The sequence below is a fragment of the Micromonospora sp. NPDC005087 genome, assembly GCF_042872965.1.
GTDB lineage: Bacteria > Actinomycetota > Actinomycetes > Mycobacteriales > Micromonosporaceae > Micromonospora.
On sequence record NZ_JBIALB010000001.1, the window covers coordinates 553,853 to 575,223 of the forward strand.

A 21,371-nucleotide genomic window follows, 5' to 3' on the forward strand; every position below is an offset into this window, starting at 1 on the left:
CGCTTCTACAACGTTGTAACGCTCGCTTCCGTCCCGAGGAGACCCCATGCGTGTTCCCCCGGCGCCCCCGGCGACACCCGCCGCCCACCCCGTGCCCGGCGGCGACGACGAGGTGCCGGTCGAGGCACTCGGCGACCTCTACCGCGACGGCATCACCGCCTGCCGGGGCGCCTTCGACCCGGCCTGGGCGGAGCAGGTCGGCAACGATGTGGCCGTCGCGTTCGAGGAGGCGCGCTCCCGAGCCGACGGCGCGGTCGGTCGCGGCCCGCAGCGCTGGTACCTGGAGATCCATCCGGAGCAACTGCGCGGCTTCGTCGAGCTGGTCAGCCACCCGTGGGTGGTGTCGGTCTGCCGGGCGGTGCTCGGCCCGGAGTACGAGATCGTCGAACTGGGTTTCGACATCCCCTTCCCCGGGGCGGCGATGCAGCCCTGGCACCGGGACTTCCCGATGCCGGAGGACACCCGGCGGCAGCGGCGGCTCACCTCGCTGGCGTTCAACCTGACCACCGTGGACACGGTGGAGGAGATGGGGCCGTTCGAGATCGCCCCCGGCACACAGTGGGACGACGGCGTCGACTTCGACCACGAGATGTTCCCGCCCCGGGAGCGCTACCCCCGCTACCAGCAGCGGGCCGTGCGCAAGTACCCGCGGCGCGGGGACATCTCCGCCCGGTCGGCGCTGACCATCCACCGCGGCACCCCGAACGTCTCCCGGTCGGCCCGCCCGGTGCTGGTGCTCGGCGTGGACGCCCCCGGCGCGGGCAACGCCGCCCACCACGACATGGCCATCACCCACGGCTACTGGAAGCGCCTGCCGGCGTTGGTCCGGGAGCACCTGCCCTGCCCGGTGGTGGACCGGCTGGAGCCGATCCGGCAGAAGCACACCATCGAGGGTCTGGTGATGGGCGCTGCCGAGTAACCGCCGGTCCGGCCGGCCGGGCGGTCCCGGCCGCACCGCCGAGGCGCGCACCATGATCGACCGCCTAGACTCGGCGCGGCTCGACCGACCGGCGGATGGATCAGGCAGATGACGAGCACCGTCAGCGACGACCGTGGCTGGCTGCGGGCGTTGCCCGCCGACGGTGAGCAGGACGCGCTGCTCACCCGCGCCGGTCACCGGGTGTACCCGGCGCGCCGGCTCAGCGAACTGGTCCAGGGGCGTCCGCCCGGTGTCACCGGCAGCCAGTGGAGTTCGGCCAGCCGGGCCGGCTTCGACCTCGTGGTGTGCGCCGCCGACACCGGCCGGCCGGTCGTCGCCGTGGAGATCGGCCCGGTCCCGGCCGCCGGCTCCGCGGAGCAGCGGGCCGAGCGACTCAAGGACGCGGTGAGCGCGGCGGTCGGGCTGCCCGTGCTGCGGATCGGCTCGCCAACCCTGCGTGCGGCGGAGCACGGCCGACGCCTGGTGGAGTACGTGATCGACGCGCGGGACTACGCGGCGGGCGGCGCCGGGGACGAGTTGAACCCGGTAGGCTTCCGGGACATTCTCGGCCGGCTGCCGGACGGCCGGACCGGGCCGGTCAACGACCTTGGCGCGCTGACCCGTGCGGCGGCGGTCGAGGCGTACGTCGCCCGGCGGCTGGCCGACCCGATCGTGCGGGGGCTGCACGTGAGCTGGGCGGACGGCCCGGCCCAGGGGTGGAGCTGGGTGCAGGTGCGCCCGGACGCGTGCCTGGTCGAGCGGGTGTCGGTGACCGAACAGCGCTTTTCCTGCGGTGTCGACGCGGCCCGGTTGGCCGAGGACCTCGCCACGGTCGCCGTCGGGGAACGGCTGCGCGCCGCCGGACCCGTCGACCCGGACCTGCTGCCGCGCGTCGAGCTCACCGCGGAGATCGTCGCGCTGAGCCGGCGCCGGCATGAACTGGTGGGCGGTTTCGCGTTCGACCACCTCTGCGTCGACTGATCCGTCACCCACCGCATCCGGTCGACCCTTCCCGCACGGCTCGCGCCAGATCCGGCAATTTCCTGTGCGTCGGTTGAACCTTCCCGCGCACCGTCCCGTACTCCTGCGCGAATGAAGAGGATCTCCCATCCGCGTCGACGGGACGCGGGAGACGGTGCGGAAAGGGCATCGTCGGCCATCGACACGTCACCGGGTAGGTCGCGGTGGTCGTCGCCGTGGCGTGCCATCTCACATCCGTCGGTCCGCCGAGGGCAGGAATCCACTACCGGATCGAGAAGGAGAGCAATTCGATGCGCAGGTCCACACGGGCGCGCCGGTCATCCGGCAACGCGCGGAGCAAGCGTCTGCTGGCCGTTGTCGGCACGCTCGTGGTCTTCGGCGGAGTAGTCGCCGTGACCCAGATTTCGTCGGCCCAGGACCGGCGGCCGAACAATCCCCGGCCGGCCTCTGGACAGTGTGTGCAGCCGAGCCCGGGCGCCACCGCGCCGAATGGCGGCGGCTCAACCACCCGGACGTGGCAGAACGGTCGCTGGGTGCGTAACCACTGGGGTGACGGGCAGCAGTCGGTGCCCGAGTGTGAGGACGGCAAGGACGGCACGGTCGGCAGCGGCTCGGCCATCGCCTGCCCGGACGTGACGGCCAAGCTGCCGCAGGTGCCGGACCGGGCCCGGGCCGAGGTGGACCGCAACCTCGCCCAGTTGCAGACCCAGATCGCCGAGGCCGACCGCCGGCTGGCCGCCGAGGGCAGCAAGGGCGAAGCCTTCATCCGCAACGCGATCCTGCAGCCGCTGGCGGCCAAGCGGCGCGCGGTGCTGAGCCGCATCACGACCGCCATCGACCGTGTCGGGCCACGCCCGCAGGGTCTGGCGCAGCTCGCCGAATGCCAGGTGCAGCCGACCGGCAACAGCGGTGGTGGCGACAACGGCGGCGGTGACAGTGGCGGTGGCAACAATGGCGGCGGTGACAACGGCGGTGGTGACAACGGCGGCGGTGACAACGGCGGCGGCAACGCTCCCGGCGCCGGGCTCGGCGTGCTGGCCAACAACTGCGACGAGAGCCAGCTCCAGCCGCACGACGGCTTCCAGACCGGCAACCGCTGCGTGAGCACCGAGTTCGGTGAGGTCGGCGCGGCCGCCAACAACCCCTCGCTGCTGATCACCCAGTTCCCCGACCAGGTCGGCCAGAACCAGGCCTTCACCCTGCGGGTCAGCACCCGCAACCTGATCCGGGACCGCTTCCTGGCCGCCGGCCAGGGCGGGTACTACGTGGAGAGCTCGCTGCTCAACGACCAGGGCCTGGTCCGTGGACACTTCCACACCGCCTGCCGGATGCTGGACAGCCTCACCACTCCGCCGGAGCCGCAGGAGGTGCCCGCGTTCTTCGTCGCCACCGAGGACGGGCGCGGTAGTGCCCAGCCGGACGAGGTGACCATCCAGATCCCGGGTCTGCCCGAGACGGGCACCGCGCAGTGCGCCGTATGGGCCGGTGACGGCTCGCACCGTCTGCCGATGATGGAGAGGGCCAACCAGACCCCGGCGTTCGATGCGGTGCGTATCGAGGTCAACTGAGTCGGAAACAGATCGAGCCGACCAACGGCGGCCGGTCACCGGGGCGGACAGCCCAGGTGACCGGCCGCCGCGTGTCTTTCCGGGCGAGGAGGCCGGCGAAAAATCTGACGGGGCCACGCCGTTGCCGGCGAGACCCCGTCCCCATGTCGTTCGGTCAGCGGCTCTTGTACGCCTCGACGACCTCGACCGGGATCCGGCCCCGCTCGGATATCTTGTAGCCGTTCTTGACGGCCCATTCCCGGATGGCCCGGTTCTGCTCCCGATCCATTCCGGCGCCGCTGGGCCGCCCCGGCCGCCGAACTGTCCGGGTGTTCTCCACCGGGCCCCGGCCGATCCGCCGACCCGCATTGATGTACGGATCCAGCGTCTTGCGCAGGACGCCCGCATTCTCGTCCGAGACATCGATCGTGTAGGCCACGCCGTCAAGACTGAACTCGACGGTCCGGTCGGCCTTCCCACCGTCGAGGTCGTCGGTCAGCACCGTGATTACTTTTCTCGCCATTGCCGATTACTCCCTGTGTGTGGCGGGATGTGTCCAAAGTCTGACCTATCACCACGGGAATCCGCAACAATATGCGTCCCATTCATTTCGGCGCGTCGCGATTTCACGCTCGCAAAACCGCGAACGGAAGCTGAATCGTGGGGTCCGCCTCATTCGCCGAGCAGGCCGGCGTGTCCGGCGACGGCGGCGGCCTCCGCCCGGTTGGACACCCGCAGCTTGCGCAGCAGTGCGGCGGTCATCCGTTTCACCGTCCGCTCCGAGACGTGCAGTTCCTCGGCGATGTCGACGGTGTTGCGACCGGCGGCGATCGCCCGCAGCAGCCGACGCTCCTCGCCATCGAGGTCGACCGGTGCGGCGCGCGACGGTCGCAGAACGGCGCGCAGCAGCTCGGCCGGCAGCACCGCCCAGCCGTCGAGGATGGCGACCAGCGGGGGGAGCAGCTCCTCCGGCTCGCTGGTCTTCGGCAGGAACCCCTCGGCGCCGGCCCGCAGCGCCTCCAGCGCGGGCGCCGGGTCCGAGGAACCGGACATCGCGACCACTCGTACGCGAGGGGTCGTCCGCCGGATCGCGGCCACCGCCCGGATGCCGCCGGGTGGTGGCATGTGCAGGTCGACCAGGGCCAGGTCGGGGCGGCAACGGCTGACCAGGGCGGCCGCGGCGGCGGCGTCGCCGGTCGAGCCGACCACCTCGGCGCGGCCGTCGGTGGTCGCCGCGAGCAGCAACTCGAGGCCGCGGACGAAGAGGGGGTGATCGTCCACGACGGCGAGTCGGATGGTGGCGGCGTCCGGCATGTCTGCGCCGTTCCCCAGCGGGTACTGATCATGCGGGTACGCACCGAACGAGGGGAGTCGAGTGGATGCGCGCACGGAGCGGTTTGCACGGCCTGCTGCGAGGATTGCGCCGGACCGAGCCCGTACCCGGTGAGCTGCGACCTTCGGCGGCCGACTCCGAGTTGCTGCTGCGCGTGCTGTGTCACGAGTTCCGTACCCCGGTCAGCACCCTGACCTCGTTGACCCGGGCGCTCGCCGACGAACGCCGGGAGCTGACCGGCGCGGACCGGCGGGCCATCACCGAGCTGGCCCGCGATCAGGCCGCCCACCTGCAGAGCCTGCTGCGCGGCGCGACCGCCGGCACCGGGGCGCTGGCGTTGGCTCCCCAGCCGGAGCCGCTCGTACCGCTGGCCGGGATCCTGCGCGAGGCCGCCGCGCTGGTGCCGGCGTACCGGCGGCGGGCGCGGGCCACCCGGCGCGCCGGCTCCTGCCCGGTGCCGTCCGGCCGGACCCGGCAGGTGCTGGTGAACCTGGTGGAGAACGCCGTGCGGCACGGGCCGGCGGAGGGGCAGGTCGGCCTCCACGCCGAGCTGGGCCGCCGCGGGCTGAGCATCCTGGTCACCGACGAGGGGCGGGTGGACGACGCGCTGCTGGCCGCGATGCGCCGCCCGGCGCCGGCGGTCGGGATGTCCGGCCTCGGTCTCTGGATCGTGCGGCAGTTGTTGGCGGCGGACGGGGGAGTGCTGCGGGCGCACCGGTTGCGGCCGCGTGGTGTGGCGCTGGAGGTGCTGCTGCCGGTGGTCCGCCCGGTGCGCTGACCCCGCCGGGACACGGGTTGGCCCGGCCGGGTCACCGGGGTGGGGATCCTCCTCGCGCCAGCTCCCGGCAGCGAGGAGGACCCGATGTTCGGCCACGTCAAGGACCTGCAGTTCGAGGCCAAGCCGGACGGCCCGGACGCCGCGTTCGCCCGCCGCTTGCAGGAGATCCTGGGCGGCAAGTGGGGCGAGATGACCGTCGCCAACCAGTACCTCTACCAGGGCTGGAACTGCCGGCTGCCCGGCAAGTACAAGGACCTGCTGCTCGACGTCGGCACCGAGGAGATGGGCCATGTCGAGATGATCGCCACCATGATCACCCGCCTGTTGGAGAACGCCCCACTGTCACTGCAGGAAGCCGCCGACGACAACCCGATGGTCGCCGCGGTCTACGGCGGGTCGAACCCGGCGCACTTCATCCACGGTGGTGGCGGCGCCCTGCCCACCGACAGCAACGGCGTGCCCTGGAACGGCGCGTTCATCACCGCCAGCGGCAATCTGATGGCCGACTTCCAGCTCAACGTCACCGCGGAGGCGCAGGGCCGCCTGCAGGTGGCCCGGCTGTTCAACATGACCGACGACCCCGGGGTCAAGCAGATGCTGCGCTTCCTTTTGGCCCGCGACACCATGCACCAGAACATGTGGATGGCCGCCATCGAGCAGCTCAAACAGGACGGCCTGGAGGAGATGCCGGTGCCGGACGCCTTCACCGACTCCCCGCAGTTCACCGACGAGTTCAGCTACACCTACCTGGACTTCTCTCCCGGCCGGGACGCCGCGCGGGGCCGCTGGGCCTCCGGCCCCACCCCGGACGGCAGGGGCGAGTTCCGATACGACGACAACCCCCGCGCACACGCCCCCGAGCCGGTGCTCGCACCCGGCGACCCCCGCCTGTACGGCACCAACCCGGATCTGGCGGACGAACTGCTCGACGACGGCGCCACCTAACGCCGACGTGCCCGCCGCTCGCCCGTACCCCGAAGGAGGAACGATGCCGTCGGTCGCCGCACCCACCCGGGAGGCCGGTGTGGTCCCCGTGGCCCGCACCCGGATGAAGCTGGTGGTCTTCGCCGGGTTGACCCTGCTCGCCGCCGGCGCCGGGCTGCCCGGCCGGATCGTGGTCGCCCTGGCCGTGATAAGCCTGGCGATTCCGCTCGCCGTGGCGGTGGCCGGTGGTGGGCGGCTGGCGCGTGAGCTGCTGTTTCCGGTCCGTCGTCCGACGCGGGACAGTGGCCTGGGTCACAGTCCGGAACAAGGGGAACGCTTTGTTACTTGAGTGAGACACGCTCAAGTCAACGCGATAGCAGGTGTTCGATGGCAACTCTTCCGGTACTTCCCCTGACCGACGCCGTTCTGCTGCCCGGCATGGTCATCCCGGTGACCCTCGACCCGACCACCCAGGCCGCGATCGACGCGGCGCGGGCGACCGGCGACCGCAAGCTGCTGGCCGTGCCGCGTATCGACGGTGAGTACGGCCCGGTCGGTGTGGTCGCAACCATCGAGAAGGTCGGCCGGCTGCCCGATGGTGAGCCAGCCGCCGTCGTCCGTGGCCTGTCCCGGGCCCGGATCGGCTCTGGCGTGCCCGGCCCCGGCGCCGCACTCTGGGTCGAGGCGACCGAACTCGACGAACCCGCTCCCGCCGGCCGCGCCCGGGAACTCGCCCGCGAGTACCGCGCCCTGGTGACCTCCGTGCTCCAGCAGCGTGGCGCCTGGCAGGTCATCGACGCGGTGGAGCGGATGACCGACCTGTCCGAGCTGGCCGACTCGGCCGGCTACGCGCCCTGGCTGACCCTGGAGCAGAAGACCGAGCTGCTCGCCGCGCCGGACGTCACCGCCCGGCTGGAGCTGCTGGTCGGCTGGGTGAAGGCGTACCTGGCCGAGCAGGAGGTCACCGAGCAGATCAACAGCGACGTCCGCGAGGGGCTGGAGAAGTCCCAGCGGGAGTTCCTGCTCCGCCAGCAGCTCGCCGCGATCCGCAAGGAGTTGGGTGAGGACGAGCCGGACGGCTCGGCCGACTACCGGTCCCGGGTCGAGGGCGCCGACCTCCCGGAGAAGGTCCGCGAGGCGGCCCTGCGCGAGGTCGGCAAGCTGGAGCGGGCCAGTGACGCCTCCCCGGAGGCCGGCTGGATCCGCACGTGGCTGGACACCGTGCTCGAGATGCCGTGGGGCACGCGTACGCAGGACAACACCGACCTGGCCGCGGCGCGGGCGGTGCTCGACGCCGACCACGCCGGCCTGGCCGACGTGAAGGACCGCATCCTGGAGTACCTCGCGGTGCGCAACCGCCGGGCCGAGCGCAACCTCGGCGTGGTCGGCGGTCGCGGCTCCGGCGCGGTGCTGGCCCTCGCCGGTCCGCCCGGGGTCGGCAAGACCAGCCTCGGCGAGTCCGTCGCCAGGGCGCTCGGCCGCAACTTCGTGCGGGTGTCGCTCGGCGGCGTCCGTGACGAGGCGGAGATCCGCGGTCACCGGCGCACCTACGTGGGCGCGCTGCCCGGCCGGATCGTCCGCGCGCTGCGTGAGGCCGGCTCGATGAACCCGGTCGTGCTCCTCGACGAGGTGGACAAGCTGGCCGCCGGCTACGCCGGCGACCCGGCCGCCGCGCTGCTGGAGGTGCTCGACCCGGCACAGAACCACACCTTCCGGGACCACTACCTGGAGGTCGACCTGGACCTGTCCGACGTGCTCTTCCTGGCCACCGCCAACGTGGTGGAGACCATCCCCGGTCCACTGCTGGACCGGATGGAGCTGGTCACCTTGGACGGGTACACCGAGGACGAGAAGGTCGCCATCGCCCGGGACCACCTGCTGCCCCGGCAGCGGGAGCGGGCCGGGCTGACGGTCGAGGAGGTCAGCGTCGCCGACGAGGCTCTCGCGCTGATCGCGGGGGAGTACACCCGGGAGGCCGGCGTCCGGCAGCTGGAGCGTGCCCTCGCCAAGATCCTGCGCAAGGTGGCGGTGGCGCTGGCGACGGACCCGGCGCCTGTACGCGTCGACACCGGCAACCTCGCCGACTACCTGGGCCGGCCGAAGTTCACCCCGGAGTCGGCCGAGCGCACCGCGGTGCCGGGTGTGGCCACCGGCCTCGCCGTCACCGGCGCCGGCGGGGACGTGCTCTTCATCGAGGCGACCAGCATGGAGGGCGAGCCGGGCCTGACCCTGACCGGCCAGCTCGGTGACGTGATGAAGGAGTCGGCACAGATCGCCCTGTCGTACCTGCGCTCCAACGGGCGGCGTTTCGGCATCGACCCGAACGTTCTGGCCGGACGTCGGATCCACGTCCACTTCCCGGCGGGCGCGGTGCCCAAGGACGGCCCGAGCGCCGGCATCACCATGGTGACGGCCCTGGCGTCGCTGGTCACCGGTCGTCCGGTCCGCCCCGAGTTTGGAATGACCGGCGAGGTGACGCTCTCCGGTCGGGTCCTGCCGATCGGCGGGGTGAAGCAGAAGCTGCTCGCCGCGCACCGGGCCGGCCTCACCGAGGTGATCATCCCGGCGCGCAACGAGCCGGACCTGGACGACCTGCCGGCCGAGGTGCGCGAGGCGCTGACCGTGCACACCCTGGCCGACGTGGCCGACGTGCTCGCCCTGGCGCTGCGCCCGGCCGACGTGAAGGCGCTGGACGGTCCGGCTCTCTTCGCGGCCTGACCCAACACCACAGCGACCCCCGCCGTCTCTCCGACGGCGGGGGTCACTGCTGTGCCGCACGGGGCTACTGTCTCGCTTGAACCCTCAACTACCTCTCCGCCGCGAGGCGGTACCCCCGGAGGAAACCCCCGTGAACCTGGTGCTCTGGATCATCCAGATCCTGCTCGCCGTCGTCTTCGCCGGCGCCGGCACGGCCAAACTGACGCAGCCCAAGGACAAGCTGCGCGACCTGATGCGCTGGGTGGACCCGGTCCCGCCGCACCAGGTCAAGGCGCTCGGCGCCGCCGAGCTGCTGGCCGCCGCCGGGCTGGTGCTTCCGCCGCTCACCGGCATCGCCACCGTGCTCACCCCGCTCGCGGCGGTCGGCCTGGTCATCGTCATGATCGGCGGCATCCTGGTGCACCTGCGCGACATGAAGAGGCAGGACACCGACGACCGGCGCCGGACGGAGCTGCAGGGCGCCGTGACCTGCACGGTGCTGCTCGTCCTCGCCGCGGTCGTGGCGTGGGGCCGGTTCGGCCCGTACTCCTTCTGATCCTTGCGCCGGCGACCGTCGTACCCGACGGTCGCCGGCGGTCGTTCAGCGGTCGCCGCCGCGGTCCCGGCGCACGGTGGCCCTGCGGCCCTTGATGGTGCTGGAGCGCAACCCGGAGATCACCTCGTCCGCCACGCCCTGCGGCACCTCCACCAGCGAGAACCGGTCGGCGATCTCGATCGAGCCGATGTCCCGGCCGCTGATCCCGGTCTCCCCGGTGATCGCGCCGACCAGGTCCTGCGGGCGCACCCCGGCGCGCCGGCCCAGGCCGACGAAGACCTGGACGGTGTTGCCGGCCATCCGTGGCCGACCGCCACCGCGCCGATCGCCGCCCCGACCGCCGGCCTCGGGCCGGCCCTCGCGCGGGCCGCGCACCGGCGCCTGCGGAATCTCCTCCTCGTCGTCCGAGCCCGGGGAGGTCACCTCGTGTGCCAGCTTCACCGCGGCGAGGGCCACCTCCATCAGGTCGAACTCGTCCGTCAGCGTCTCCACGATCACCCGGAACGGGTCGAGGTCGTCCTCCAGCAGGCTCTCCCGCAGCGCCGCCTGGGTCAGCTCCAGCCGGCGGGTACGCATGTCCGCCACCGTCGGGATCTTGTCGATGGTGATCCGCTGACCGGTCACCCGCTCGATGGTCTTCAGCATCCGGTGCTCGCGCGGCTCGGCGAGGGTGATCGCCACGCCCTCGCGCCCGGCCCGGCCAACCCGACCGATCCGGTGCACGTACGACTCCGGCGCCGACGGCACGTCGTAGTTGACCACGTGGGTGAGCTGCTCGACGTCCAGCCCGCGGGCCGCCACGTCGGTGGCGACCAGCAGGTCGGCGGTGCCGGCCCGCAGCCGCCCCATCACCCGGTCCCGCTGCTCCTGGCTCATCCCGCCGTGCAGCGCCTCGGAGCGGTAGCCCCGGCCGTTCATCGTCTCGGTCAGCCGGTCCACCTCCTCCCGGCTGCGGCAGAACACGATCGCCGCGGTGGGCGACTCCACGTCCAGCACCCGGCCCAGCGCGGCGGGCTTGTGCGCCCGGGTCACGATGTACGCGCTCTGCCGCACCCGGGGCGCCTCGCCGGCCACCGGCTGCTCCCGGCCGATCTCGATGCGCACCGGATCGCGCAGATGCTGCCGGGCCATCCCGTCGATGCGGGACGGCATCGTGGCCGAGAAGAGCACGGTCTGGCGCTGCGCCGGCGCGTGCTCCAGGATCGCCTCGATGTCCTCGGCGAAGCCCATGTCGAGCATCTCGTCGGCCTCGTCGAGCACCACCGTGGCCAGCCCACCCAGCCGCAGCGTGCCCCGGGCGATGTGATCGAGGGCCCGCCCCGGGGTGGCCACCACCACGTCCACCCCGCTGTCCAGTGCCCGCAGCTGCCGCCCGATCGGCTGCCCACCGTAGATCGGCAGCACCCGGGCGCCCAGGTCCTTGCCGTAGCGGTGGAACGCCTCGGACACCTGCACCGCCAGCTCCCGGGTCGGCACCAGCACCAACGCGACCGGGTCCCCGCCGTCGCCGTGAGCCGGCATCCGGTGCAGCAGCGGCAGCGCGAACGCCGCCGTCTTGCCGGTGCCGGTGGCCGCCTGGCCCAGCAGGTCCCGACCCTCCAGCAGCGGTGGGATCGCCTCCCGCTGGATGGGCGTCGGCTCCTCGTAACCGAGAGCGGACAGCGCGCCCAGCAGTTCGGTGCGCAGCCCCAGCTCCGTGAAGGCGTTCGCCTCGTCGGTGCCGTCGGGGGTGGTGTCGGTCGGTGCGTCGTGCTGTGCAGGTGCGGAACTCATGCGCCAAGCCTTTCATCACGCCGCCGCACCCGCTGCGGCGACCGGCACAACGCGCCGCGGGAGGACCGGCCGCCCGCCGCCCCGTGCCGGCGGGCGGTCCGTTCACCCGGTGGTCAGGATCGCCAGGATCACGGTGACGCCCACCGCCGCGTCGAGTACCCCACACCACTCGGCGTAGCCGCGCGGCACCACCCGCCCGATGCGGTGGTGGACCAGGTCCCAGGCGGCGTGCGCCAGCCAACCGAACGCCACCAGCCACGCGGCGGTCCGTCCGCCGGCCGTCACCGCGACCAGGGTAAGGGTGACCCAGCCGGCCAGGCCGAGCAGTTGAGTGGTGAGCACGCCCGGTCCGCGCAGTGTGCCGCGGGCCAGACCGATCACCAGGTAGCCGCCGGGCAGCACCAACATCGCCCACGGGGTGAGCACGCCCGGGTCGACCCAGTTGTCCACGGTCATCAGCAGCGCCAGCCCGGTCGGCCACCGGCGGGCGATCGCCACCACGGCCGGATGCCGACGTACGGGCACCGGGGCCTCGTGACGGTGTCGCACCGCCACCAGCACCATCGCCGGCACCATCAGCAGGTGGCCACCGAGCAGCATCGCGTCGGCGTCCAGCAGGCCGGCCCACATCGGCGCGAAGAGCAGCAGGAACGGGACGTACATCGCGGCGGCCATCTCGCCGACCGCGAGCCAGCGATGCGCGCGGTAGCGCATCCAGACCGTCATGCCGATGGTCATGTCGGTGGCCATCACCAGGGCGGCCACCTCCGGCCGGCCCAGCGGGCCGGCGAGCCCCAGCGCGGCGCCGGCCGCGTCCCACAACGGGCCGAGCAGCAGCATCCCGGCGACCATGGCGAGCGCCATCTCGGCGAGGTGCCGCAGCAGGTGCCGCGTGCCGCCGCCCGCCACGGTGGCGGGCGTCTTGCCCGGCGGTGCCGGCCGCTCGGCCGGCAGCGGCCCGGTCGGCGGTACGGCGAGAGCGTCAATGTCTGTCCGTGTCATCTCCATGCCGTCCACCCTGGTGGCGTACGCGAGCAGCCGGCAGTTCCATCCGTCACCGGAAAACCGTGCGGACTGCACGGCTCGACCGTGACATCCGCTGGGGTGGACCGGGCGCGGAGCGGCCCTAGTATCGGTGCCGTGGCGAGCGAGGCGGTGACTCCCCGGGCGGACCGGCGGCTGCACCGGGCCCGGCAGGCGACTCTGCTGTCGCTGGCCACCGGAGTCTGGGCGAGCGTGCTGCTGCCCGCGGTCGGCCTGACCCGCGATCCCGATCCCGGCCGCGTCTCCTTCGGCGCGGCCGGCATCCTCGCCTTCGCGGCCGCTCAGACCGCCGTGCTGTACGCCGCCGTGACGCCGTGGCTCGACCACCGCTGGCGGCGTCGGGCACAGCTCAGCCTGGCCGGGGTGGCGGTGCTGACCGTCCCGCTGGTGGGGCCGGTGGCGGCCGGTGCCTGGCCGACCTGGGCCTGGCTCGGCGCGTCCCTGATCGGCATGGCCCCGCTGCTGGTCCGGCTCCCGGCCGCGGTGGCGGTGGCGGTCGGCGCCCTGCTGGCGTCGGCGGGAGTGGCCTGGTGGACCGACGGCTCCGTCGGGCGCCACCTGGCTGTCACCGGCGGGATCGGGCTGTCCGTCGCCGCGGTCAACTGGTTCCAGGTCTGGTTCTGGGACCTGCTCGTGGAGGCTCGACAGGGGCAGGCCGCCCGCGCCCGGCTGGCCGCCGCCGAGGAGCGTCTGCGCTTCGCCCGCGACGTGCACGACGTGCTGGGCCACAACCTCACCGTGATCGCGTTGAAGGCCGAACTCGCCGCCCGGCTGGCCCCGATCGACCCCGAACGGGCCGGCCAGGAGGCCACCGACGTCCAGCGGCTCGCGGCATCCGCGCTGACCAAGGTACGGGAGACCGTGCACGGCTACCGGACCGTCGACCTCGGCGAACAGCTGGCCGCCGTGGCGGGCGTCCTGCGCTCCTGTGGGGTGCGCTGCACGGTGCCTCAGCCACCGGCCAACCTGCCGCAGGCCGCCGCCACCGAGCTGGCCGCCGTGCTGCGCGAGGCGGGGACGAACGTGCTGCGGCACAGTCGCGCCGGCTGGTGCCGGATCAGCATCGACCGGGAGGACGACGTGGCCAGGATGACGGTGGCCAACGACGGCGCCGACGACCGTGGTCCGGACGCGCACAGCCACGGCCTGCGAGGGCTCGCCGAACGGCTCGCGGCCGCCGGAGGGGAGCTGCGGGTGCGCCGCGAGGACGCGGTGTTCACCCTGGAAGCCACCCTGCCGGTGGTCCCGTGATCCGCGTCCTGCTCGCCGACGACGAGGAGCTGATGCGGGTGGCCGTCGCCGCGCTGCTCGGGCTGGAACCGGACATCGAGGTCGTGGCCCAGGCCGCCGAGGGCCGGGCCGCGGTCGACGCAGCGCTCGCGCATCGTCCCGACGTGGCCGTGGTGGACCTGGAGATGCCCGGCCTGAACGGCATCGAGGTGGCCGCCGAGCTGACCCGGGCACTGCCGGCCTGCGCGGTGGTGGTGTTGACGGGGCACGGCCGGCCGGGGCACCTGCGGCAGGCGTTGACGGCGGGCGCGCGGGGATTCCTGCCCAAGGGCTCGCCGGGCGGGGCGCTCGCCGACGTGATCCGCCGGGTGCACGGCGGCGGCCGGTACGTCGACCCGTCGCTCGCCGCCGACGCGCTGACCCTGCCCACCTGCCCGCTGACCCCCCGCGAGCTGGAGACCCTGCGGCTGGCCGAGTTCGGCGCCCCGGTGGCGGTGATCGCCCGCCGGGTGCACCTGTCCACCGGCACGGTGCGCAACCACCTCTCCGCCGCCGTGCAGAAGCTCGGGGCGGCCGACCGGTCGGAGGCGGTGCGCACCGCCCGGGACAACGGCTGGCTCTGACCGCGTCGCCGGCACGGTTACGGTGGCCTGGTGCGTACGGTGGAACTGGTCTGCTCGGCCGGGTTGGACGCGGCGGTCCGGTCCGCCTGGGACCGGTTGGCCGCGGCCGGGCTGCCCAGCCTGGCCCGCAACACCCACCCGACCAACCGGCCGCACCTGACCCTCGCCGCGGTGGACGAGTTCCCGCCCGGGGCCGAGCACCGCCTGACCGACCTGTTCGACGCCGCGCTGCCGGTGCCGGTCACGCTCGACCGCATCGTCGTTCTCGACGGCAGTGCGCCGTTGGTCTGGCTCGTGCGACCCACGCCGGCGCTGACCGCACTGCACGCCGCCGTCTGGGACGTGCTCGCCGACGCCGCCGGACATCGTCCGTGGCACGCGCCGGGTGGGTGGGTGCCGCACCTGAGCGTGGCGCTGCGGTTCCGCAACGCGGACCTGCGGCTGGCCCGCGCCGTCGCCGGCGGTCAGCGGCCGACGGGCGCGTTCGTCGGGGCCCGTAGCTACGACGGCACCGACCGGTCGGTGGCACCGCTGACGCGCCGGCAGATCTGATCCCGCGCGACCGTCCTGTTCGGATGTGTCCACCGCGCCGCCATCTTCGTCGGCACCGGCCTCGGGGGGCCTCCGTCCTCGGGACGGAGGCCCCCCGACTGCGTCAGCGATAGAAGCGCAGGTAGTCGAACTCGGCGGTGACCGGCGGCACGGCGCCGCCATGCGCGACCAGCCCGATGCGCGGGGTGGTGTCGGCCGGGAAGGTCCACACCGCACCCCAGGTCCAGCTCCGCCCGTCCCGGCTGGAGCCGGCCCGGAACTCGTGCTCTCCGGTGGCCGGGTCGACGTGGTGCGCCAGCCGCAGCCAGGTGGTGGTGGCCGGGGTGCCGACGATGCTGCCGCCGTACACCGGCTGGCCGGCGAAGGGCAACTCGTAGCCGTACTCGACCTGCCGGGTGTTCCAGATCGCCACCTGGGCCAGCCGGGCGAACCGGTCGTCGTCCACGTACGCGACCAGCCCGGCCTGCTGGTAGTTGCGGACCGTCTCCTCGCCCAGGTCCAGCGTCACCTTCGTCTCCGCCACGTAGTCGCCGCGCGGCGCGTCACGCAGCAGCACCCCTGCGGTGTTGCCGGTGCCGGTCAGGTCGGCGTTCTGCACCGGCCAGCGCAGCGCGCCGCCGGCGACGGTGGCCGCCGAGTCCTCGCGCACCCACCGCCAGCCGCCGTCCAGCCCGTCGCCGAACTCGTCGGAGTACGCCCGCAGCGGCGCGCCGACCCGGGGCTCCGGCACCGCCCGCTTCGCCGGCTGGTACAGCCGGGCCACGCTGACGTTGTCGAACACGGCCGTGCCGCCCGTGGCGGCCAGTCCGGGGCGACCGGCGACCGGACGGTCCAGTCGCAGCGACACCACGGCGAGCTGATCACCGAGGCGGGCCGGGCTCAGCTCGGCGACCAGCTGCTGGCCGCGTACCTCGATGGCCAGGTTGTGCCGGGCGGCCAGGTCGAGCCCGGCGGGCAGCGGCGCGGTAGCACGCCGGTCGCCGTCGCTGGCCACCAGCCGGCCGCCGGCCGCGTCCACCCGGACCTCGACCCGGCCGCCGAGGGTGATCCCGGCGGTGGCCGCGCCGGTCAACCGCAGGTCGGCCTCCGCCCGCACGTCGCCGCCGACAGTGGTACGGCTGGACAGCGCGCCGCTGCCGGTGAGCTGACCGTCGGTGACCCGCCACTCGCCGGCGCCACGTCGCCAGCCGGACAGCCCGGCGGCGTCGAACCGGTCGTCGACCCGGCCGGTGGTCACCGGTGCGGGTCGGTTGCCCTCGGACGGGCCGGCGCCGGCGTTCACCGTCGGCCAGCCGTCGATCCAGTCGAGCCGGTCCAGCAGCATCGGGCGTTCGTTGATGCCGAACGGCTCGTCCAGGTACGGGTCGGCGCGGTCGATCGCGTGGTAGACGATCCAGTCCTGTCCGGACAGGTCCGTGAGGAACCCGTTGTGCCCGGTGCCGATCCACCGGTTGCCGTTCTGGGTGAGCACCGGCGTGCCGCCGGCCCGGGACGCGGTCAGCGCGACCCCGTCGCGGTCGGTGAACGGGCCGCGCGGGCTGCGCGCGCGTCCGACCTGGACGGAGTAGCCGGTGGCGGGGCCGGCGCAGCAGTTCGCGGTGGAGGCGAACAGGTAGTACCAGCCGTCGTGGCGCAGCACGTAGCTGCCCTCGAACTTGTTGTCGATGGCCACCAGGGTCGGTGTGCCGACCGCGGTGAGCCCGTCCGGGCTGAGCTCGGTGACCGAGATGCCGCCGTAGTAGCTGCCGTGGTAGAGGTAGCTGCGGCCGTCGACGTCGGTGAACTGGCTGGGGTCGATGGTCCACAGGTAGCCGCCACCACCACCGGGATGCGGGGCGACGACGGGTTCGGCGGCGAAGGTCCACGGCCCGGTCGGGGTGGGCGCGGTCGCCGCACCGATGGCGTAGTCGCTGCCCTCGGTGGAGACGGTGGTGTCGGTGACTGTCACGTACATGACCCACCGGTCGCCGAGGCGGCGCACGTCCGGCGCCCAGAATGCCGCGCCGGGCGCCGCGTACGGCGGGCGCTGGTCGGGGCCGAACGCGTCGCCGACGTACGTCCAGTCGACCAGGTCGGCCGAGCGGGCGGTGGGCACCCGGTGGAACTCGCGCTCGCCCTCGCGGAGCGGGTCGGTGGTGCCGTAGGCGTACCAGAAGCCGTCGTCGCCGCGGACGATGACCGGGTCGGCGAAGGTGTCGCCGACGGCGGTCGAGATCGGGTTGCGGTAGCGGGACGGGCCGTCGGAGCCGGCGGCGGGAGCGGGTGCGGTCGCGGTCAGGATCAGACCGAGCGCGGCGGCGAGCGCGCCGCCACGGCGGAGATGTCGCATGTGGACCTGCCTCGGGGGGAGGTTGGCGGTGCATCGACAGGAGCGGTGTGTCCACCGTTTCTATAACGATGGATACAACGTTGTAAAGACCGCCGATGCCGGACCCTGCTGGCTGGTACGCCCCTGGGCAGGACCATGATGGGGAGATGAGCGCTGTCACCGAGGGCCGGGGGATGGCCGATCTGGCCGCCCTGCTGGCCGACGGCACCCGGGCCGGCATCTGCCTCGCGCTGCTCGACGGCCGCGCGTGGACCGCCGGGGAGCTGGCCCGCCGGACCGGGGTCGCGCCGTCGACCGCCAGCGACCACCTCACCCGGCTGGTCCGGGGTGGGCTGCTGGTCGAGGAGCGGCAGGGCCGGCACCGCTACCTGCGGCTGGCCGGGCCGTCGGTGGCCCAGCTGATCGAGGGCCTGGCCGGGCACGCCCCGACCCCACCCGCGCCGACCGGTTCGCTGCGGGCGTCCACCGCTGGTGCCGCGATGGCGTACGCCCGCACCTGCTACGACCACCTCGCCGGGCGGCTGGGCGTGTTGATGTACGACGCGCTGCTGGCCGACGGGCGGCTGGACCGGGCCAGCGGGCTGACGCTGACGCCCGACGGGTGGGCGTGGGCGGCCGGGCTGGGCGTACCCGTGGACGTGCTGCGCACCGCGCGGCGCCCGGTGGTGCGCGACTGCCTGGACTGGACCGAGCGCCGGCCGCACCTGGCAGGGGCGCTCGGCGCGGCGCTCTGCCGTCGCTTTGGCGAGCGGGGCTGGACGACCCGGGGCGCCGGCCGTGCTGTCCGCCTCACCCCGACCGGCCGATCGGCCCTGGCCGCGACCCTGAACATCCCCGAACACGCCCTCAGCCCCACGCCGCCTGCGCCAACCACCAGCGGCCGCGCCTGAACCCCGGGGACGCCGTGGCAGAGGGAGCCGCAGACGCAACATCCTGGATCGAGTGGCTTCCCCAGGCCCGCAGGCCACTCGATCCACGATCAAGCACGATCTTGGTGGGCGGCGCGGCGCGGCGGTGCGGGCGACGGGATTGTTCGGTGAGGGGCGAACGGTTCGGGTCCTACGGTCGGGCGGTGACTGATGACTGGCCCGTTGTTCCGCCCGCTGCCGAGACGCCGGCGTGCGGACCGCCCACGTTCGAGACCGGCGGCGGTTGGTGGGTGACCCGGCACGCCGACGTTCGGACCGCGCTGACCGATCCCGCCTTCCAGGTACCGCCCGTGGACACCGGGCCGCCCGGCACCCTCGCCTGGCTACGCGGCGCGGTCAGCCGGTTCAGCCCGCCCGAGTGGCACGCCGAGCGTCGCGCGATCGGGACGTCCGCACTGTCCGCGCTGGACCCGGACGAGCTACGGCAGGAGGCGGCCCGACGGACCACCGCCGCCCTGGACGATGCCGGTGCGCACCTCGACGTGATGCGCGAACTGGCCAGGCCGGTTCCGCTACGGGTGCTGGCCGGCCGGCTCGGCCTGACCGATCCGGCCGCCGCCGGGACGGCGGTCGCGGCCGTCGCCGCCGCGTACCACCCCGGGGTCGACCCGGCGCTGGTCCGGCGGGCCGACCGGGCGGTCGCCACGCTGCTGGAGCTCTGCCCACCGGCACGGCCGGAGGTGCGGGCGAACCTGATCGGCCTGCTGGTCCAGGCCTGCGACGCGACCGCCGGCCTGATCGGCGCCGCCGCCCACCACCTGCTCCCCACGCCCGCCCGCCGCGCGTCCGCCGGCCCGTCGGCCCCGGAGCGGGCGATGGATCCGCTGGCCGGCGTGGCGACGGCGGACCTGCTGGCCGAGGTGCTGCGGCTCGACCCGCCGGTGCGGGCCACCCGACGGGTCACCGTCGCCGCGGTACGGCTGGGCGGCCAGGACCTGCCGCCGAACAGCCCCGTGCTGCTCCGGTTCGACGCCGCCAACCGTGACCCGGAGGCGTTCGCCGAGCCGGCCGCGTTCCGGCCCGGCCGGCCCAGGGCCGGGCGGCTCACGTTCGGCGCGGGGGAGCGCGGCTGCCCCGGCGACCGGCACGCGCTGGCCCTCGCCACCGGGGTGCTCGACGTGCTGCGCGAGCGCTGCCTACGCACCGACGTCGTGCTGCGCCACGAGCCACACCCGACCCTGCGCGTTCCGACGATCCTGGAGGTGACGGTCCGATGACCGACCGCCGTGCGGCGTTCCACGCCCTGCACCACACCGACCGCCCGCTGCTGCTGCCGAACGCCTGGGACCACGCCTCGGCGGCGGCACTGGCCGCGGGCGGCCATCCGGCCATCGGCACCACCAGCCTCGGGGTCGCCGCGGCCGCCGGCCGCCCCGACGGCGTGGCGGCCACCGGCGCGGAGACCCTGGCCCTGACCCGCCGGCTCGCCCGGCTGCCGGTCCTGCTCACCGTCGACGTGGAGGCCGGTTTCTCCGACGATCCGGCGGCGGTTGCCGGGTACGTGGCCGAGCTGGCCGGGCTCGGCGCGGTCGGGATCAACCTGGAGGACGGGCGCGCCGACGGCACCCTGGCCGATCCGGAGTGCACCGCCGACAAGATCGCGGCGGTGAAGGCGGCGGTGCCCGATCTGTTCGTCAACGCCCGCACCGACACCTGGTGGCTCGGGGTGGCCGATCCGCTGCCGCAGACCCTGGCCCGCGCTCGGGCCTACCGCGCCGCCGGCGCCGACGGGATCTTCGTCCCCGGCGCCGTCGACTTGGCGACGCTGCGGATGCTGACCGAACGGATCGACGCGCCGCTGAACGCGCTGTACCAACCGGGCGGCCCCGGGCTCGACGAGCTGAGGCGGGCCGGGGTCGCCCGGGTCAGCACCGGCTCGCTGCTGTTCCGGGCCGCGCTGGCCACCGTCGTCGCCACCGCCGACGCGATTGCTGCCGGTGGGTTCACGGCGTCGCCGGGGCTGCCGTCGTACGCGACGGTGCAGGGCCTGGTGCCCGCGGACGGCGACTGATTTCCCCGCCGGCTCCGGCGGTGGTTCGTCACCGCCGGAGCCGCATGCCGCGCGTCAGCCCCGCCGCTCCCTTCGGGGCAGATAGGAGGATTGTTCGCCCCATTCCGGTCCCGCTTGATTACGGTGTGTTCAGGGCGATCCACCCAGAGTCGTGACCGGAGAAGGGACCCCGTCATGCGCGTGCCCAGCCGTAGCCCAGGACAGCAGCCCGGTCCGCCCGTGTCCCCCACCGCCCCGGCTCGCCGCCGACCCTCCGGCACCGCCCCCCGCCGCCTCCCCGCCACCGCGCCGGACCTCGCCGCCTATCGGGCGGCCGTCGCGGACCTGCTGGTCGAGGTGGGTGCCCTGGCCGACGCGACCAGCACACGCGCCCGTCAGGTGCTCATCGACGAACGGCTGCGCGAACCGGCGCTCGCCGCGGTGCTCGACGCCACCCCGCAGGGGCTGATCGGCGCGCGCGAGACGTTGCTGCTGGAGATGGCGCGCTACCAGCCGAACGAGCGCACCTCGGCTGGTGACCTCACCGCGCTGGTCCGGATCTACCTGCTCTCCCGCATCGACGTGCTGTGGTGGCAGGACGCCCCCACCTTCGTCACCGACGATCAGGTCAACGGCAGTGCCGACCTGGTCGACCTGGAGTGGCTGCGCCGGCGGGACCTGCTGCGCTTCCGCTACCAGGAGCAGCCCGCCACAATGCTGGGCCGGGCCACGCGGGGGCTGCGTCGCCGACTGCGGCCGGACGCCACCCCGCGCACCGCCGGGCTCCTCTTCCGGCGGGCCCGGCGGGAGGTGGTCGCGTTGCTCAACGACATCGGGCGGGAGTTCGCCGCGGCGGCGCCGCCGGCCACCCCGCCACTGTGGGTGACCAGTCTGGTCCGCAGCGCCGAGCACCAGTACCGCCTGCGCCGCATGGGCTACGCCGCGATGCTGCCCAGCGGGCACTGCCTCGGCTACTCGATGGACGTCGAGCTGGCCTGGTACGAGCGCTTCGGCGCGCGGGAGGCGCTCGGCGAGCTGCTGCTGGCCCGGCAGGAGGCCGGCGAGCTCAACGTGATCGACGAGGGACAGGCCTGGCATCTCTGCCTGGCGCCCACCGCCCGGCGTCGGCTGCGTCGGGCGTACGAGACCGAGATGGGGGTCTGAGC

General features: G+C 73.8%; 20 protein-coding genes. 15 read left to right on the forward strand and 5 right to left on the reverse strand.

All coding sequences use genetic code 11. From position 1 onward, the window contains the following. Positions 1-46: 46 nt before the first annotated feature. The 3 genes from ACFYPS_RS02570 to ACFYPS_RS02580 all read left to right on the forward strand — a co-directional run bounded on the left by ACFYPS_RS02570 (position 47) and on the right by ACFYPS_RS02580 (position 3,468). Positions 47-919, forward strand: a complete 873-nt coding sequence (locus ACFYPS_RS02570) for a phytanoyl-CoA dioxygenase family protein (RefSeq protein ID WP_387322355.1) — start codon at positions 47-49, stop codon at positions 917-919. A gap of 108 nt (positions 920-1,027) precedes the next feature. Continuing rightward, positions 1,028-1,900 (forward strand): DUF2726 domain-containing protein, encoded by an 873-nt coding sequence (locus ACFYPS_RS02575; protein ID WP_354962219.1) that lies wholly within the window; start codon positions 1,028-1,030, stop codon positions 1,898-1,900. 290 nt (positions 1,901-2,190) lie between these two features. After that, the gene (locus tag ACFYPS_RS02580; protein WP_354962218.1) at positions 2,191-3,468 is read left to right on the forward strand and encodes a hypothetical protein; all 1,278 of its coding nucleotides are present in this window, start codon (positions 2,191-2,193) and stop codon (positions 3,466-3,468) included. A 154-nt stretch (positions 3,469-3,622) separates the two neighbouring features. Here ACFYPS_RS02580 and ACFYPS_RS02585 read toward each other — a convergent pair whose 3' ends face one another. After that, on the reverse strand, positions 3,623-3,970 hold the full coding sequence (locus ACFYPS_RS02585) for an Lsr2 family protein (RefSeq protein WP_354962217.1): 348 nt from the start codon (positions 3,968-3,970) through the stop codon (positions 3,623-3,625). A gap of 149 nt (positions 3,971-4,119) precedes the next feature. Continuing rightward, positions 4,120-4,761: a response regulator transcription factor gene (locus tag ACFYPS_RS02590; protein WP_354962216.1), complete on the reverse strand. Its 642-nt coding sequence runs from the start codon at positions 4,759-4,761 to the stop codon at positions 4,120-4,122. Between the two features lie 65 nt (positions 4,762-4,826). Between ACFYPS_RS02590 and ACFYPS_RS02595 the strand changes: the two genes are divergently transcribed. The 5 genes from ACFYPS_RS02595 to ACFYPS_RS02615 all read left to right on the forward strand — a co-directional run bounded on the left by ACFYPS_RS02595 (position 4,827) and on the right by ACFYPS_RS02615 (position 9,735). Beyond that, on the forward strand, positions 4,827-5,558 hold the full coding sequence (locus ACFYPS_RS02595) for a sensor histidine kinase (RefSeq protein ID WP_354962215.1): 732 nt from the start codon (positions 4,827-4,829) through the stop codon (positions 5,556-5,558). A gap of 84 nt (positions 5,559-5,642) precedes the next feature. Then, on the forward strand, positions 5,643-6,503 hold the full coding sequence (locus ACFYPS_RS02600; RefSeq protein ID WP_354962214.1) for a manganese catalase family protein: 861 nt from the start codon (positions 5,643-5,645) through the stop codon (positions 6,501-6,503). Between the two features lie 43 nt (positions 6,504-6,546). After that, positions 6,547-6,831 carry a hypothetical protein gene (locus tag ACFYPS_RS02605; RefSeq protein ID WP_354962212.1) on the forward strand — a complete coding sequence of 95 codons (285 nt, stop codon included), beginning with the start codon at positions 6,547-6,549 and terminating at the stop codon, positions 6,829-6,831. Between the two features lie 38 nt (positions 6,832-6,869). Beyond that, positions 6,870-9,200: an endopeptidase La gene (gene lon, locus ACFYPS_RS02610; protein ID WP_354962211.1), complete on the forward strand. Its 2,331-nt coding sequence runs from the start codon at positions 6,870-6,872 to the stop codon at positions 9,198-9,200. A 130-nt stretch (positions 9,201-9,330) separates the two neighbouring features. After that, entirely contained in the window at positions 9,331-9,735 is a 405-nt protein-coding gene (locus ACFYPS_RS02615) for a DoxX family protein (RefSeq protein ID WP_354962210.1), read from the forward strand. Between the two features lie 45 nt (positions 9,736-9,780). On the opposite strand, the gene ACFYPS_RS02620 is transcribed toward ACFYPS_RS02615, so the two are convergent. Further along, entirely contained in the window at positions 9,781-11,508 is a 1,728-nt protein-coding gene (locus ACFYPS_RS02620) for a DEAD/DEAH box helicase (protein WP_354962209.1), read from the reverse strand. Positions 11,509-11,610: 102 nt separating this feature from the next. Further along, a complete protein-coding gene (locus ACFYPS_RS02625; protein ID WP_354962208.1) occupies positions 11,611-12,588 on the reverse strand; it encodes a hypothetical protein in 978 nt (325 codons plus the stop codon). A gap of 60 nt (positions 12,589-12,648) precedes the next feature. Here ACFYPS_RS02625 and ACFYPS_RS02630 point away from each other — a divergent pair, with 60 nt between their 5' ends. Genes ACFYPS_RS02630 through ACFYPS_RS02640 form a run of 3 tightly spaced genes read left to right on the forward strand, consistent with a single transcriptional unit; the run spans position 12,649 to position 14,957 of the window. Then, positions 12,649-13,803 (forward strand): histidine kinase, encoded by a 1,155-nt coding sequence (locus tag ACFYPS_RS02630; protein ID WP_354962207.1) that lies wholly within the window; start codon positions 12,649-12,651, stop codon positions 13,801-13,803. Further along, entirely contained in the window at positions 13,800-14,405 is a 606-nt protein-coding gene (locus ACFYPS_RS02635; RefSeq protein WP_354962206.1) for a response regulator transcription factor, read from the forward strand. The genes ACFYPS_RS02630 and ACFYPS_RS02635 overlap by 4 nt, the downstream gene beginning before the upstream one ends. Positions 14,406-14,435: 30 nt before the next feature. Continuing rightward, the gene (locus ACFYPS_RS02640; RefSeq protein ID WP_354962205.1) at positions 14,436-14,957 is read left to right on the forward strand and encodes a 2'-5' RNA ligase family protein; all 522 of its coding nucleotides are present in this window, start codon (positions 14,436-14,438) and stop codon (positions 14,955-14,957) included. Between the two features lie 103 nt (positions 14,958-15,060). Here the strand turns inward: ACFYPS_RS02640 and ACFYPS_RS02645 are convergent, their stop codons facing one another. Further along, positions 15,061-17,286 carry a family 43 glycosylhydrolase gene (locus ACFYPS_RS02645; RefSeq protein ID WP_387322361.1) on the reverse strand — a complete coding sequence of 742 codons (2,226 nt, stop codon included), beginning with the start codon at positions 17,284-17,286 and terminating at the stop codon, positions 15,061-15,063. Between the two features lie 146 nt (positions 17,287-17,432). On the opposite strand from ACFYPS_RS02645, the gene ACFYPS_RS02650 reads away from it, so the two are divergent. From ACFYPS_RS02650 to ACFYPS_RS02665, 4 genes are all read left to right on the forward strand, one after another. Next, positions 17,433-18,176, forward strand: coding sequence for a winged helix-turn-helix domain-containing protein (locus ACFYPS_RS02650; protein ID WP_354962203.1), 744 nt, complete (start codon positions 17,433-17,435; stop codon positions 18,174-18,176). Between the two features lie 182 nt (positions 18,177-18,358). Next, positions 18,359-19,432, forward strand: a complete 1,074-nt coding sequence (locus ACFYPS_RS02655) for a cytochrome P450 (protein ID WP_354962202.1) — start codon at positions 18,359-18,361, stop codon at positions 19,430-19,432. Next, on the forward strand, positions 19,429-20,226 hold the full coding sequence (locus tag ACFYPS_RS02660) for an isocitrate lyase/phosphoenolpyruvate mutase family protein (RefSeq protein ID WP_354962201.1): 798 nt from the start codon (positions 19,429-19,431) through the stop codon (positions 20,224-20,226). The genes ACFYPS_RS02655 and ACFYPS_RS02660 overlap by 4 nt, the downstream gene beginning before the upstream one ends. Before the next feature lie 174 nt (positions 20,227-20,400). After that, on the forward strand, positions 20,401-21,369 hold the full coding sequence (locus tag ACFYPS_RS02665; protein WP_354962200.1) for a DUF5715 family protein: 969 nt from the start codon (positions 20,401-20,403) through the stop codon (positions 21,367-21,369). Positions 21,370-21,371: the final 2 nt, after the last annotated feature.

What these genes read in the sequence shown, in the direction of transcription:
- ACFYPS_RS02580 (WP_354962218.1), top strand. Translation starts at nt 2,191, where the DNA reads ATGCGCAGGTCCACACGGGCGCGCCGGTCATCCGGCAACGCGCGGAGC.
- ACFYPS_RS02650 (WP_354962203.1), top strand. Translation starts at nt 17,433, where the DNA reads ATGAGCGCTGTCACCGAGGGCCGGGGGATGGCCGATCTGGCCGCCCTG.
- ACFYPS_RS02660 (WP_354962201.1), top strand. Translation starts at nt 19,429, where the DNA reads ATGACCGACCGCCGTGCGGCGTTCCACGCCCTGCACCACACCGACCGC.
- ACFYPS_RS02605 (WP_354962212.1), top strand. Translation starts at nt 6,547, where the DNA reads ATGCCGTCGGTCGCCGCACCCACCCGGGAGGCCGGTGTGGTCCCCGTG.
- ACFYPS_RS02590 (WP_354962216.1), bottom strand. Translation starts at nt 4,761, where the DNA reads ATGCCGGACGCCGCCACCATCCGACTCGCCGTCGTGGACGATCACCCC.
- ACFYPS_RS02645 (WP_387322361.1), bottom strand. Translation starts at nt 17,286, where the DNA reads ATGCGACATCTCCGCCGTGGCGGCGCGCTCGCCGCCGCGCTCGGTCTG.
- ACFYPS_RS02595 (WP_354962215.1), top strand. Translation starts at nt 4,827, where the DNA reads ATGCGCGCACGGAGCGGTTTGCACGGCCTGCTGCGAGGATTGCGCCGG.
- ACFYPS_RS02575 (WP_354962219.1), top strand. Translation starts at nt 1,028, where the DNA reads ATGACGAGCACCGTCAGCGACGACCGTGGCTGGCTGCGGGCGTTGCCC.
- ACFYPS_RS02620 (WP_354962209.1), bottom strand. Translation starts at nt 11,508, where the DNA reads ATGAGTTCCGCACCTGCACAGCACGACGCACCGACCGACACCACCCCC.
- ACFYPS_RS02665 (WP_354962200.1), top strand. Translation starts at nt 20,401, where the DNA reads ATGCGCGTGCCCAGCCGTAGCCCAGGACAGCAGCCCGGTCCGCCCGTG.
- ACFYPS_RS02585 (WP_354962217.1), bottom strand. Translation starts at nt 3,970, where the DNA reads ATGGCGAGAAAAGTAATCACGGTGCTGACCGACGACCTCGACGGTGGG.
- lon (WP_354962211.1), top strand. Translation starts at nt 6,870, where the DNA reads ATGGCAACTCTTCCGGTACTTCCCCTGACCGACGCCGTTCTGCTGCCC.
- ACFYPS_RS02600 (WP_354962214.1), top strand. Translation starts at nt 5,643, where the DNA reads ATGTTCGGCCACGTCAAGGACCTGCAGTTCGAGGCCAAGCCGGACGGC.
- ACFYPS_RS02570 (WP_387322355.1), top strand. Translation starts at nt 47, where the DNA reads ATGCGTGTTCCCCCGGCGCCCCCGGCGACACCCGCCGCCCACCCCGTG.